Below are 14,122 nucleotides of genomic sequence, written 5' to 3' on the forward strand. Positions count from 1 at the left end.
CTCCTGGCTCAGGCGTAGGTATAGGTGACGTTAATCACCGCCTGAATGGTGCCTTGCGTGGCGCCGCCGTTGACGGACAGGGCTCTAACCTGCAGCGGGAAGCGAGCGGACTGGCTGGCCTCATCCACCTGTACCGACTGGCTGCTGCCATTGTTCAGCGTGGTGCCGTCCTCGCTCTGCAGTTCGAGCTGAATATTGCCCGCCGTTCCCTGGTTTTTGTAATAGCCGGTGCTGTCCGCCGTCCCGCTGAAGGTGGCCTTCACCCGTGAAGTACCCACGGGGCAGTTACTGAGATCCAGCGCCACGCTGTGCCAGGCCGATGCCGAGCCCGCGCCGATCAGGCTAAAGGTATAGAGATCGCCCAGCTCGACGGTGGCATTGACGGTGGAAACCGTGCAGGGTCTGGCCACCACCTTCCCGTTGACGGTGAGGGTGACGTCGGCCGCCCGCAGGGAAGCGCTCGCGGTTAACAGGCCGGCCAGCAGCCAGCCCACGTGGGTCCATTTCATTTCAGCCTCCGCTTACTGAAATTCCAGCGTGAATGTCGCTGTCGCATTGACATGCCCGGCGGTGACGGGCACCTGAGTGGCCATCAGACGGGCGTAAAAGTTGAGAATGTTGGTCTGGCCCGGCGTCAGCGTGGTCCAGGACATGGCTGACGACGGCGCATTGACCGGCAGCCGGGACTGCTGCTGATCGAGAATTTCCACCCCCATTCCCGCCGCCGCCGAGGCGCCGGCATCGAGTTTTAACAGGCTGGTGTTGACGCTGTCCGCCACGCCGGTGAAACCGACCTTCACCGCGGTGACGGAAGTGCCACAGGGCGACAGCACGATGCGGAACGGCACCGGCGGCGTCGTCGCCCCGACGGCATAAAACTGCTTTGCGGCGTTGTCCTGAAAATCGACGGTGAAATCCTTCGACTCGCCGGCCACTGCGCAGGCGTTGTCGCGCACATAGCCGCTGATGGTGATCGTGCTATCGGCAGCGAAGCTCAGCGGCGCGGCCAGAGTGAGCAGAGCGCCCAGCAGATACTGCAGTGTTTTCATCATGATCTCCTTAGCGGCACGCGGCCAACAGCTGGCTGAGCGCCTGCTGCTGACTCTCCGGCGGCAGACGATAATCGGCCACGCACTGAGCGTCCGGGCCATCGCCCCATTTCACTCGCACCTTGCCCGCCAGCGGCATCCCGCTCAGGTAGACCTGGCCGTTATCCGCGACGATGCTGCCGCTCTGGTTGCTGTCGCCGGTGGCGAGGGCGCCAAACGGCACCGGTTTGCCGCGATGGGTCAGCGTCATCAGGATCTTCATCCCCACCTGCGCGTTAAAGTTGGCGCGGACGATCGCCCCATGGGTCGGCACCACGCTGACCACTGCATCATCAAGGTCGACATTGTCTGCCAGGGTGTTGGTGTCCAGCGCGATCCGGTTTTCGCGATACTCGGTGGCATAGGGCAGGACGGCATACCCGCGCCAGTCGGTGCGTACCCCGGTCTGGTTTTCCACCTTCACGCCGCCGGCGCCGGGGGCTTTCACCAGCACCACGGTATCGTTCAACGGCTGGCTCAGGGTGATGCCGTTGGCGTGCGCCAGCACGCCGCCGCTGACCCCGTAGTAGAGCTGTTTAAAGCCGTCGCTGCGGCTGTAGCCGACGTTGGCGTTGCCGTAGCCGCCGCGGTAGTTGAGCGCCGTATAGCCTGTGCTCCCGCTGTCGCCGTTGCCGCCGCCCGCATAGCCGGTCTGCACGCTATAGCTGAGGTTGTTGTCTTCCAGCAGGGTGCCGTACAGGCCCGCCAGGTTAGTCATGCGGCCATTGAGATCGTGCGACAGGCTGTAGCTGGCGCTGGCGTGCCGCCAGACTGAGCGGCTATCGGAACGCAGCCAGTGGCTGAAGGGGATATTGACGTTGACCGCCAGCATCTGATCGCGCCCTTGCTGCCAGGCGTTTTTGGTCAGGCTGTAACTTAGCGACCAGTTGATATCGTCTACGGCGGCGTTGAGGCCGGCCTGCAGCTGCTCATCGGCATCGTCGGTGCCCCAGTAGGTCTGGTGGCTGCCGCTGAGATAGAGGGTGGCGGTGCGGCCCAGCTGCTGGGTCACGCTCAGTTGCACCTTGCCGCGCTTGCTGTAAGCCAGATTGTAGTAGTCGGTAAATTTGGGTTTCACCTGGATAACGCCGTCCTGAGTTTCCACACTGTAGCCGCTCATCCGGCGGTAGGTGGTATCGGCAAAGTTATAGTAGCCGCGGGTGGAGTAGCGGTAGCCCACCAGCTGCAGGTTAGTCCCGGTCTCATCCAGGGATTTGTTATAGAGGAAACGCACCGACTGTCCCTGATGCTCGCTGTCGTCCGCCAGCGTGGCGTTGGCCTGGGTGATATCCAGCGACAGGGCGCCGAAATAGCCCATGTTTTTCCCCACCCCAAGGTTAAAGGCGCGATAGCGGTCCGCCAGCTGAGTGCCGCCGTACAGGGTCCAGCCCGCCGGCAGGCCATGCATGGCCGTGCTCTGGAAAAAATCGGGCGTTTCCTGTTGGCTGTTGCCGCTGCGGTACTCTCCGGCAGTGAGGGCGAAGCGGGTATGGCCTTCGCGCTGCAGCACCGGCACCGTTGACCAGGGCACGCTGAAGACCTGGCGGGAGCCATCCGCTTCTTTAATCGTGACCTGCAGATCGCCGCCATTGCCCGCGGCGTAGAGATCGTCGATGGTAAACGGCCCCGGCGGCACTGTGCTCTGGTAGATTTCATAGCCGTTTTGTTTGATTGACACCTGCGCCGTGCCGCGGGCGATCCCGTGGATCACCGGCGCGAAGCCTTTCTGGCTGTCCGGTAGCATATTGTCGTCCGAGGCCAGCTGGGCGCCGCGGAAGTTGATCCCGTCGAAGACATCGCCGTTGGTATAGCTGTCCCCGAGGGTCAGCCGCGAACGCAGAGGCGTGATGTCCCGCTCAAGCCAGCTGTTAACGTGCTGCCAGCGGTTTTCACTGGAGGAAGCGCTGCCGCTGCCGCTACTGTAGCTCCACGTGCTGTTATCGCGCAGACGCCAGGCGCCAACGTTCAGGCCGCTCTGCAGATTCAGATAGGCGTAACGGCTGCTGCCACCCGTGGTGTTATGGACGTTATTGCCCGTGAAGTTATAGTTAATCAGCCCGGCGGTGATACCGTTATCCCACAGCTCCGGCGGAATATAGCCGCGCGCGCGGGTGCCCATAAATGCCTGAGGCACGGTGAGATACAGACGCTGTTGGCCGACGTCGAAGCGCGTGGTGGCTTCGCTGATAAGCGTCGTTAGCGGCACGCAGGCTGCGCTGTCCAGCGTCGCCATGCCCGGCACCCGACCGGTATCCACGCCCATGCTCGCCAGCTGGCCGCGCGTCAGACAGGGCGACAAGCCATGGCCCTGCGCGTCGGCCTGGAAAGTGACGTCCCGGGTGGTCATAAAACCATTGTTGAGATAAATATCGACGCGATAGGTGCCTGGCGGCACCTCCTGGCCTTTTTCAAATCCCGACAGGTCAGCCACCGCCGCCGGATCGTCAGCTAAGAAGCGGGGGTTAAAATAGAGGTCCGCCCGCGCGGCAAACGGCTGTGAGCAGAGCCACAGCGTCAGCGCCGGCGTAATCAGGCGCCGGGCGCTTCGGCAACCCCAATGGTCCAGTCCATATTTTCGATGTGACATAATCCCTCCGGTCCGACGTTGCCCGGCTGTCAGTGCTTCTGGTCATGCGCAGCGTGGCCCGCGCGGCGGGGTACTCTGGGTTAACGCAGTACGCCATTCATTTTCGGCGTCAGCGCGCCGTAATCGTTAATCGTGCGATAGGTGATGGTGCTCCCGGCATCCGCGGGCAGCTTGACGCTGGTTTTGCCCATCGGCGGCACGAGGGCGTTTTCCAGAATGCGCGTCCCGGCGTTCAGTTCGGTCACCGTCAGGTAATAAGGGGTGGGGTTCGTCAGCGTCAGCGACGATCCGCTGCGGCTAAAGGTCAGCTTTTCCGCCGCCTGATCCGGGGGCAGGGCCAGTTTTCCCGGACGGTAGTAGAGCTTGATGCGGCTGATAATCGCCAGCTGCAGGGTATTGTCGCTGAGCTTGGATTTATCCATCGAGGGGATCGCCTTCACGTTCATCCAGAACAGGCTTTCCCGATCCTGCGGCAGCTGGTTATTGGTGGCGTCGATAATGCGCAGGGTGTTCTCTTTTTTGCCCTGCATGGCAAACAGCGGGGGAGTGATGACAAACCGGCCGTCTCGCTGACCATCGGCATTTTCCACCCATGACTGTATAAGCCAGGTGCTGTTGTCGTCATTATTGGTCACCGCGAGCTGGACCTGCTTCTGTCCCGCCGGGTAGATAACCCGGGTCGCGCCCAGCGCGACGCCCGCCTGCGCGCTGGCGCTCAACGCACCGGCGACGAAAAGTAAACATCCCGCCAGTATGCCGCGTGTCGTCGTTGCCATTTTTCTCACGTTATCTCCTTGTCTGCTCACCGTGTTGTCCTGTTTGTCTGCGGATTAATTACTGATAGGTCAATGAGAACCAGGCCTGGGCGTTGGCCGCGCCGCCGGTGACCTGGCGTCCGGTCGCCCGATATTTGGCGACAAAATTGAGCGTCGTCGGTCCGCGGTAGAGCGGCACCCAGCGGTCGGGCGGACCATTGAGCGGCAGCTGCTGGCCCTGACTGTCGAACAGCGCAATGCCAATCCCGCTGGCGATCCCCGGGCCTTCGCCCACCGAGAGCACATCGGGATTTTTACCATCAGCCACGCCGTGAAATGCCACCCCCACATGCTGGCTGACTGCGGTACTGCAATCCTGTAAATGAATCGCGAAAGGGATCGGGTTACTGTCTTCCCCGACATCATGAAATCGGTTACTGCTGATCTGCCCCAGATTGACCGTCATCTGCCGATCGCCCGCTTCGACGCGACAGGAACTCGCCATAATCAGGCCCTGAAAACGCATGCTGCCCCCAGGCAGCGTGACGTTCCACTGATTACCGGCCAGGGCCAGCGGGGGTAGTAGCAGCAGCAGACCTGATTTCATTCCCTGCATCGTTTCACTCCAGTTGGAAATAGAGAGCGGGCCCTCCTGGCCCTGATTGCCTCCCTGCGTGGATCGGGCCTTACTCGTATTGCACTTTGAACGTGGCATCCGCGTTCGCCGTACCGGCGGTCGCTGCGCCGGTCGCGTAGTAACGCGCCTGGAACGGGATGATGTTGGTGCCGTCATTCAGCGTGGTCGCGGCACTGAAGGTGGCCCCGTCCAGCGCCAGCGGCGTGCCGGTGCTGTCGAGGATCTGCACGCCAACGTTGGTTGCGCCGCCGGCGGCAGAGTTTTGCAGTGCCAGAACGGTGGTGTTGCTGCTGTCGATAGCGGTACCGGAGAATGCGACAGAAGCTTTGGTCGCCACTGTGGTGTCGCAGTCATCCAGCTGAATGTTGAAACCGACGGAGGAGCTGGTGCTACCTGCGGTGGCAAGTTTCGCGGAACGCACCTGTCCTAACTGGACGGTTTGATCGATAGAGCCGGCATCTACCGCACAGGCCGCATTGACGACTTCCCCTTTAAAATGCACTGTCCCGCCGTTGACCGTGGTGGTATCGGCCAGCGCCGCCGCGGAGCTCAGAGACAGGGCTGACACAACAACCATTGCCAGTGTTTTGATTTTCATACTGTTTTCCTTTGAACGATGTCGAAATAACGAACCGGATTGGCAGCCGATGTGCCTTCCAGGCATGTCAGATTTCAGCCGAGTAGTCAGGCTGCCGGCTCTGCACAGTTTTTACCCAACTGATGAGACAATTGGGGCCATTTTGACTCGTCGGGGTAAATGATCTGTTTTTGGTTTTTGACTGGCTTATTTGTGGTTTTAAATTCTGTTTATTTGGCTTTTTGTGGGTATATAATCTGGAGTGGTGGGCGGGAGTGCAAAAGGAATAGCGATGGCGCTGGCGAAGGATCGCCGGTGCAACGGGAGTATGGTGGGAGAAAAGTGAGTGATTGCGTGATTAAAAATATATAATAATCAATAAACTATGATTTTTTCTGCAGAAATATAGCGCGGTGAGTTGCAAAACATTACAAAACATTTTTATGATATAAACAGTTTGGCCCCAATTGACCTGTTAGCAATTAATTTTATTGTATTAAATCAATCATTTAAATCATTTTCCTTTGGCAGGCCTTTTTCCTCTAAAAGATTATTTCTTTCCCAAATCCCGGCAAAACGCGCCGCATTGCTGGCGGTGTAGCGTACCGTGTGACGAATATTACGATGTCCCAGATAATCCTGTATCAAACGGGTATCTGTACCTCTTTCCGCCAGTTCATAGCCGCAGGCGTGACGCAGCATATGAGGGTGCGTGTGCGTCACGGTGCCCGCATTTTCACCGGCGGATCGAATAATACGATATGCCTGCTGGCGTGAGAGCGGCGTACCGCGACGAGAGATAAACAGCGCGTCGGTTTTTGCCGCCGCTTTCCAGCCGGCGCGGACCTGACTCCAGCGTTCGATTGCCTCGCGCTCATCAAAGCGCAGCGGATGAATAGTCGAAAAACCGTTCTTAAGCCGCCGCACATTGACCCGTCCTTCATGCAGATCCAGATCGTGATAGTGCAGATCCAGCAGTTCGCTGATGCGCATGCCGTGGCGAAAGGCAAGCAGGATGAGGCAGTAATCCCGTTCACCGGTTGGGCCCTGGCGAGCGGCCTGCATCATTGCCTGAACTTCTTTGGCGGTAAGAAAACGACGTCGGTTCACAATATTAGCTCCTGAAAAAAGGATGAATGACCGTCACGGCGAAACCTTACGCCATGACGAAAAGAATGCGTAATGCTAAAACGTTGTAGGGTGAAGTTGATTAACCACGAATAGATAGCACATTACATTGACTGATACTAAAAATATCGCCGGGCGATAATTCTTAATTTTAAAGATTTTAATCGTTGTCTCAATAGCCTCTCCAGATGTTATCGCCAGGTGCATAAAATAAAAGGATTTTTTTCTGGCGCACGTTGTCATTAAAAAAACGGTGCGGAAATTTTACTCGAGCAATAAATAATTCGGTCAAATCCAGAATGAACGCAGGGTTAAATTGACGCGGAGCTGGCAGGAATAAATAAGAACTTGCGGGAACAGTAATCATAATTAACGCAGGGTTAATGATAATAAATGTTATAATTTGCGAGCAGGTTGCGAGACAACGCCATCCTTGGCGTCAAGGTTATTGGATCAAAGACGATCGCTGTTTGTCGCGCGTATTGTCCCAGATGCCATAGAAACGTCCCGCGTTGCTGGCGGTATACCAGACGGTATGGCGGATATTGCGATGCCCAAGGTAATCCTGGATCAAACGGGTATCGATCCCCATATTGGCCAGCGCAAAGCCACAGGAGTGACGCAGCATGTGTGGGTGGATCTCCAGCGGTAATCCCGCCAGATCCCCTGATGAGGCGATAATCTGATAAAACTGCTGGCGAGAAAGGGGATTACCTTTGCGGGAGAGAAACAGCCATTCGCTGGCTGCCTGCGGCCAGCTGCTGCGAATGGCCAGCCATCGCTTTAGGGCGTGGATCTCTTTCTCCAGCAACGGATGGGTAGTTGAAAACCCCTTTTTGAGTCGATGGATGTAAACGCAGCGGGCAGCAAGGTCGATATCCGATATTCGTAGACGGCAGATCTCGCTGGCTCGCAGACCGTGAATGAAGCACAGTAATGTCAGGCAATAATTCCGTGCGGCATAGAGACCGGTATCGGCGGCTTTAAGTAAAGACTCGATCTCATTCTGAGTCAGGAAGTTCCTTTTTTTTATATCGGCGTTATTCGTCATGGTTTTCCCTTTTATTGCAGGCATATTTTTCTCTTTCCAGGCCTGCGTCAGGTCATTGTTAAATTCGACTGCCTTTTTATTTTGAAACGGCGTGCTGATAACGTTTTAATCTCATACGAAAGCGTTTCACCTGGTGAAGGCAAAATCTGAATGCTATCGCTGAGTGAGCGTGCGGTATCATAGGCTATCTCCATCGCCACCGATAAGGCGCCGCAAGCTGAAGGGTAAAGAAAGGGTTAGCGGGTTGAAGTGGCGTCGCTTTCCTGGTGGTTTCCACGTCCTGTACATCCCTGATCCTCTTGATGATGCCCGCATGATGATGAAGGCGCGGGCTTCCGGCCGCGGCAAGGCGGCCATCAATGCCGTCATGATTTATTGCCTGCCTGCTGGACATCATTGCGCCAGCAAACCAACCTCCCGCGCCAACAACCTTCGGGAATAGCATGAGAAATTTCTCAGACAGAATACAACTCTGCATCGTCTGGATAGCATTCACTGCAAAACTACAACAGTGATTAAACCATACTGCAAAAAGCCTGGGGATAATAGCCATTGTCTGTATGAGGGCACTTTACGCTGTATTTCAGTAATTCAGTTTAATCTAAAGCATGTGGTCGAAGTGGAGTGGTATCAGGCACGGTAAGCGCCAGTGGCGGCGATATTAGTGGGCTGGAAAAAAGGGGGATATGATGAGGACCGGGATACGGTCTGAGGGGGGCGCGGGAATATTCTGCTCTATGCTAAGAATAAGGCGCATGCCACAAATGTCAGCCAGACAACTGAAGTATGAGGGGGCGTTAAAGGCTCCGGCGGTGGGAGGAATGACGTCCTGAAGACGCCGAAGCCTCAGTTTCACCATTTTTCGTCACGTGCTTCCTGGCGACCTTCGCGGCGGTTTTCCCGTTTATCGTGACGGCAGCTGGCGTTGCTTTGATTGTTATTGCGGACGCATTCCTGCTTGGTATCACGACCTTGCTCGCGGCTATCCTGTCGGATATCGCGGGCGTCCTGGCGTTTGTCGCCACGCCAGGTCGCCTGCGCCGAAAACGATGGCGCCAGCAGCGCGACGCAGACCAGGGCAAGTAAGCCTCTTTTCATGGAGATGGCCTTCTGTTTTTATAAACACAATAAATAATTAGCAGGTAATTATAAAATTATCATATAGCTTAAGTGAGGATAGCACAAAATGCATCGCTGCCAGCGATAACGTTGTTTTTTATTAAATGAATCCGTCGTTTCTGATGTCTATGTTTTTATTGTGTTTTAATGCGATATAAGCAACATAACTTTTGGATGAGTCGTAGATATAATGAATTATTTGGCTTGATATTAGTCAAGTGAATTAAATACGTCTGTTGTGAATGATTAAGTCGCGTGCAATATTTACCGCATGAGTTTTTTCTCATCTCATAAGCCAAATGGATAAACAAATAAAAGGAACTATATTATGAAGCGTTTAACTGTTGCTGCAGCAGTCCTGTCCACCGTATTTATGAGTGCCGGTGCTTTTGCGGATACTGACCAGGGTGAAGTTATTATCACCGGACGCGTTGTGGGAACCACGTGTCAGTTTCTTGATGGCAACAACTCTACCACTATTACGATGAACCAGGTCGGGCAGGAAAGTCTTGCTGGTCTTAATGCCGGCGCCACCTATACCGGCATTAAAAACAGCACCACGGTGCCATTAAAATTAAAATGTACCGGTGCTGCGCCGAAAATCAGCCTGGCACGTAACCAGTTTGATACCACTTACCCGAACATTACGAAAAATACCGTAGCGGGTGGCGCATCCGGCGTCGGCTTTGTGGTGACAGCGAATGACGCCGAACTAAACGCCAACTCGCTGATTCCTCTTAATGGGGATCCTGATGAAAACGGTGTATATACCATTGATTTTTCAGCACAGTATGCGGTGGTGGCCGCAGGTAACGCAGTCACCCAGGGCGATGTTGAGTCAACCCTTACGCTGACCGTGGTAACCGAGTGATGCTGTCACCCGGCGAGACGCAGGGCGTTCGCCGGGTCTCTGTTTACATGGAGTGAAAGAGATGAAAGGATTCATTCTGCTGCTACTGACCTTTTTCATTATCCCCGCACAGGCGGGTATTGTGATCTATGGGACGCGCGTTATTTATCCGGCCGGTAAAAATGAGGTGATGGTGCAGTTAATGAATCGCGGCGATCGCGGCGCCCTGGTACAGGCGTGGATCGACGACGGTAATACTTCCATTGCCCCGGAAAATATCCGCGTGCCTTTTCTTATTTCACCGCCGGTGGTGCGCGTCAGAGCCAATACCGGTCAGCAGCTTAAAATAAAAGCATTATCCAATACGTTACCGCAAAATCAGGAAAGTTTATTTTATTTGAATGTCCTCGATATCCCACCCAATGCCAGCGTGAATGATGGTAAAAATGTGGTGAAATTTGCGATCCAAAATCGAATTAAGTTGTTTTATCGCCCGGAAGGTGTTGCTGGCGTTACGCAGGCCAGCTTTCATCATTTAGACCTGCAGCAAAAAGGTAAAAATGTACTGCTTAAAAATAACAGCGCAAACTGGATTACGATCCCTGAAATTAAAGTGAATAATGTGAAAGGAAATAGTAAAGCCATTATGCTGGCGCCATTTTCACAGCAAATGATCACCCTCAGTGGCAGCGTTGCCAGACAGTACAAAATAACTCTTATTGATGATTATGGAAATTATATTAGTGATAGCATCAGCGTAAAATAAAAAGAGGTGGTTATGTTAAGGATGACATCACTGGCCCTGGCAATTATTGCATCATTATTTGCTGAAGCCCTGGCGGCAGAAGAGACCTTTGATACCAACTTTATGTTCGGCGGGATGAAAGGGGTCAAAGACAGTCACTATCAGTTTACAGATGACGCACCGATTGCGGGTGAATATAACCTGGATGTGTATGTCAATAACAAGTGGCGTGGGAAATATGACCTGACAGTGAAGGAGCAGCCAGGGGAAAGCTGCTTGTCACACTCCCAGCTGCAGCAGCTCGGTATTAAAGCCGAGAGGCTGGACAAAAAGGATCTGGCGCAATGCATCACGCTACGCGAGGCTGTGCAGGGGGGGAAATATCATTTTGATATCTCCACCCTGACCCTCGAGCTCACTGTCCCGCAGGCGTTTGTTAATGAGCTGGAGGCGGGCTATGCTTCCCCGGAAAGCTGGGACCGCGGGGTCAACGCCTTCTATACGTCCTATTATGCCAGTCAGTATTACAGCGATTATAAAAGCGCCGGGAATAACAAGAGTACCTTTGCCCGTTTTACCAGCGGTTTAAATCTCCTGGGATGGCAACTGCACTCTGACGCCAGCTATAACAATAATGATTCTGGCGCCGGTGAGTGGAAAAGTAACACCCTTTATCTGGAGCGAGGCTTCGGCGAGATAGAGAGTACGCTGCGCGCTGGCGATATGTACACATCAGGAGATATATTCGACACTGTGCGCTTTCGCGGGGTGCGCTTATATCGCGATATGCAGATGTTGCCCAACTCCAGACGCAACTTTACGCCGATCGTCCAGGGGATTGCGCAAAGCAATGCCCTGGTCACCATTGAGCAAAATGGCTTTGTCATTTATCAGAAAGAGGTGCCGCCCGGTCCCTTTGCCATCGCTGATTTACAGATGGCCGGCGGCGGGGCCGATCTTGACGTGAGCATCAGAGAAGCAGACGGGACGGTCACCAGCTATCTGGTTCCCTTTTCTTCCGTTCCCAATATGCTGCAGGCAGGCGTCTCGAAATACGATCTTGCTGCCGGACGCAGCCATATTGAGGGGGCCGATCGGCAGGCTGATTTTATCCAGGGGACCTATCAGTATGGTCTGAACAATCTGCTGACGCTGTATGGTGGTTCGATGCTGTCGAATCACTATTCGGCTTTTACCCTCGGGACGGGCTGGAATACCTGGCTCGGCGCTATTTCCGTCGATGCCACCCAGTCGCACAGCGAGCAGGATAACGGCACCTATGATGGACAAAGCTATCAGGTGGCTTACAGTAAATTCCTGACGCCAACCCAGACCCGTTTTGGCCTCGCGGCCTACCGCTATTCCAGCCGCGATTACCGCACCTTTAACGATCACGTGTGGGCGAAGAACAGAACCCACTATCACCGCGACGAAAATGATGTCTACGATATTGCCGATTATTATCAATATGATTTCGGCAGGAAAAATTCCCTGTCGGCCAGTTTGAGTCAGGCGCTTCCGGCGGGCTATGGCGCGATTTCCCTGAGCGCCCTGTGGCGCGACTACTGGGGAAAAAGCGGCAGCAATAAAGATTATCAGCTCGGCTACTCGAATACCTGGCAGCGGCTGACCTATACGCTATCGGCCAGCCAAACCTATGACGAATATCATCACCAGGATAAGCGATTTAATCTTTATTTCTCCATTCCGTTCAGTTGGGGGGACGACCTGACCGCGCCGCGCCGTCGGTTGAATCTGTCTAACTCCACCACCTTCGATAACAGTGGCTTTGCCTCCAATAACACCGGACTGAACGGCATTGCCGGCTCGCGCGATCAGTTCAGCTACGGGGTTAATCTCAGTCATCAGCAGCAAAATAATGAAACCGCTGCCGGGGCCAACCTTACCTGGAATGCCCCGCTGGCCACACTGAGCGGAAGTTACAGCCAGTCGTCAAACTACACCCAGGCCAGCGGAAGCCTGTCCGGGGGCATGGTGCTCTGGTCCGGGGGCGTGAACCTGGCGAATCGGTTATCAGACACCTTCGCGATTTTGCAGGCGCCGGGGCTGGAGGGGGCTTATGTCAATGGTCAGAAATACCGCACCACCAACGGGAAAGGGATCGTGCTCTACGACAACCTCACGCCGTTCCGTGAAAACGCCCTGATGCTGGATGTGTCGGATTCCCACAGTACGACGGAACTGAAAGGCAACCGGAAAATGGTGGCTCCGTATCGGGGGGCTGTGGTGGTCAGCCACTTTGATACCGACCAGCGTAAGCCGTGGTTGATTCATGCCCGACAAGCCGCGGGTGAGCCGCTGCCGTTTGGTTATGAAATCGAGGATAACCGGGGGCAGAATGTCGGGGTCGTGGGCCAGGGCAGCTTATTATACATCCGCACGGATACTGTTCCGTCGACGCTGAAAGTGGCTGTTGATAAAGCAAATAATCAGTACTGCACGATCACCTTTAAACAAACCATTGATGAAGAGCAGACCTATGTCTGCCGGTAAAGGAATATTACGATGAGATGGCTACTGTTTCTGCTATTCACCTTCAGTACCTTTGGCGCCTGGGCGGGGAACTGCGACCTGAACACCAGTCATATCCAGAAAGGGATTGAGGGGTACGGTACCTATATTTTCAAACCCGTCACCCTCTCCGGTACTCTGGCGTTACGCGAAGGCACCTTTACCAATGATGACTGGCTGTTTGTTTGTCAGTCATTACAGAACGTCGTGATTACCCTGACAGGAGAAGCGCAGCACAGCACCGAGTATAATTTCCTGGTGGGCCACGAAAAATATAAAATTAAATTCGACCTGTCGCCGCATAATATTTCCGGCACCGATTTGACCGAAAAAATTCACTATAAATTGTCTGACATTTTTAATGATACCGCCTCGATTAGCTATGCCATCAGTAAGGGAGAGGTCGCAGGCAGGCCGGTGATCACCCCCGGTCAGCCCTTTACGGTAAGTTATAAACTCAATCTAAGATATTGTCAGAATAAGGATAAAGAGTGCACCGATATCCCTATTACCTATATTTATCATATCATTTTGCAAATCAACGTGATGACCTGTGGTTTTGAGAATCCGACGACGGAAATCAACATGGGTGAATATAATTTCATCGATATTAAACAGGGAACCGTAGCGTACCGCCCGGAGGTGATCTATATCGACTGCCGCCAGGGAGAGTCCGGTGTACTGGAACTGACGCCGGGCAAGATTGAGTACTCGTTCAGGAGCGCATCGGGACTGAAAAACGGCCAGGTGTTAGCCAACGATGAGGAATTATCTGCCACCGGCGCCGGTGAGGTCGGGTTCCATATTCAGGATGCCAGCGGGGCGGATATCCAGTATGACAATGGCTACCTGTACGAAACGCCTCAGGAAGCCGTGCACGGCAAAAACCCAATTACCCTTAATATCAAGCCAATGAAGTATGGCGAGAATATACGTACCGGGGAGATGAAAAGCCGGGTCATCATCGTGGTCAACAATAACTAACCCCGCTTTGCCTGTCGACGCCAGCCCAGGCTAATGTTATCTCTATCTGTCAGGGGGCATACCGCTTCC

The 14,122-nt window shown here is 54.3% G+C and carries 14 protein-coding genes; 5 read left to right on the forward strand and 9 right to left on the reverse strand.

Annotation, left to right across the window (positions count from 1 at the left end):
- Positions 1-8 precede the first annotated feature (8 nt).
- The 8 genes from fimG to fimB form a co-directional block, all read right to left on the reverse strand.
- Complete coding sequence (gene fimG, locus AS136_RS01780) at positions 9-509, reverse strand: type 1 fimbrial minor subunit FimG (RefSeq protein ID WP_012540616.1); 501 nt, start codon at positions 507-509, stop codon at positions 9-11.
- A 12-nt stretch (positions 510-521) separates the two neighbouring features.
- A complete protein-coding gene (gene fimF / locus AS136_RS01785) occupies positions 522-1,049 on the reverse strand; it encodes a type 1 fimbrial adaptor subunit FimF (protein ID WP_023323247.1) in 528 nt (175 codons plus the stop codon).
- A gap of 10 nt (positions 1,050-1,059) precedes the next feature.
- A complete protein-coding gene (locus AS136_RS01790) occupies positions 1,060-3,675 on the reverse strand; it encodes a fimbrial biogenesis usher protein (RefSeq protein WP_012967258.1) in 2,616 nt (871 codons plus the stop codon).
- Positions 3,676-3,755: 80 nt separating this feature from the next.
- Positions 3,756-4,460: a fimbria/pilus periplasmic chaperone gene (locus AS136_RS01795; RefSeq protein ID WP_012540619.1), complete on the reverse strand. Its 705-nt coding sequence runs from the start codon at positions 4,458-4,460 to the stop codon at positions 3,756-3,758.
- A 49-nt stretch (positions 4,461-4,509) separates the two neighbouring features.
- Positions 4,510-5,046, reverse strand: coding sequence for a type 1 fimbrial minor subunit FimI (fimI, locus tag AS136_RS01800; protein WP_063266649.1), 537 nt, complete (start codon positions 5,044-5,046; stop codon positions 4,510-4,512).
- 70 nt (positions 5,047-5,116) lie between these two features.
- On the reverse strand, positions 5,117-5,665 hold the full coding sequence (gene fimA, locus AS136_RS01805) for a type 1 fimbrial major subunit FimA (RefSeq protein ID WP_008806380.1): 549 nt from the start codon (positions 5,663-5,665) through the stop codon (positions 5,117-5,119).
- 480 nt (positions 5,666-6,145) lie between these two features.
- Positions 6,146-6,754, reverse strand: a complete 609-nt coding sequence (gene fimE / locus AS136_RS01810; protein WP_022064927.1) for a type 1 fimbria switch DNA invertase FimE — start codon at positions 6,752-6,754, stop codon at positions 6,146-6,148.
- Positions 6,755-7,217: 463 nt separating this feature from the next.
- Positions 7,218-7,823 carry a type 1 fimbria switch DNA invertase FimB gene (gene fimB, locus AS136_RS01815; protein ID WP_012967261.1) on the reverse strand — a complete coding sequence of 202 codons (606 nt, stop codon included), beginning with the start codon at positions 7,821-7,823 and terminating at the stop codon, positions 7,218-7,220.
- A gap of 244 nt (positions 7,824-8,067) precedes the next feature.
- On the opposite strand from fimB, the gene AS136_RS28450 reads away from it, so the two are divergent.
- A complete protein-coding gene (locus tag AS136_RS28450) occupies positions 8,068-8,265 on the forward strand; it encodes a hypothetical protein (protein WP_153242724.1) in 198 nt (65 codons plus the stop codon).
- 410 nt (positions 8,266-8,675) lie between these two features.
- On the opposite strand, the gene AS136_RS01830 is transcribed toward AS136_RS28450, so the two are convergent.
- Positions 8,676-8,921: a hypothetical protein gene (locus tag AS136_RS01830; RefSeq protein ID WP_008806377.1), complete on the reverse strand. Its 246-nt coding sequence runs from the start codon at positions 8,919-8,921 to the stop codon at positions 8,676-8,678.
- Between the two features lie 349 nt (positions 8,922-9,270).
- Between AS136_RS01830 and yehD the strand changes: the two genes are divergently transcribed.
- From yehD to AS136_RS01850, 4 genes are all read left to right on the forward strand, one after another.
- The gene (gene yehD / locus AS136_RS01835; protein WP_023323246.1) at positions 9,271-9,813 is read left to right on the forward strand and encodes a fimbrial protein YehD; all 543 of its coding nucleotides are present in this window, start codon (positions 9,271-9,273) and stop codon (positions 9,811-9,813) included.
- Positions 9,814-9,874: 61 nt separating this feature from the next.
- On the forward strand, positions 9,875-10,558 hold the full coding sequence (locus AS136_RS01840; protein ID WP_012540626.1) for a fimbria/pilus periplasmic chaperone: 684 nt from the start codon (positions 9,875-9,877) through the stop codon (positions 10,556-10,558).
- A gap of 12 nt (positions 10,559-10,570) precedes the next feature.
- A complete protein-coding gene (locus AS136_RS01845; RefSeq protein ID WP_012967262.1) occupies positions 10,571-13,051 on the forward strand; it encodes a fimbrial biogenesis outer membrane usher protein in 2,481 nt (826 codons plus the stop codon).
- A gap of 12 nt (positions 13,052-13,063) precedes the next feature.
- Positions 13,064-14,053, forward strand: a complete 990-nt coding sequence (locus AS136_RS01850) for a fimbrial protein (protein ID WP_012967263.1) — start codon at positions 13,064-13,066, stop codon at positions 14,051-14,053.
- Positions 14,054-14,122 lie beyond the last annotated feature (69 nt).

Origin of the sequence: Klebsiella sp. D5A (genome assembly GCF_001620885.1) — a bacterium.
GTDB lineage: Bacteria > Pseudomonadota > Gammaproteobacteria > Enterobacterales > Enterobacteriaceae > Klebsiella > Klebsiella variicola.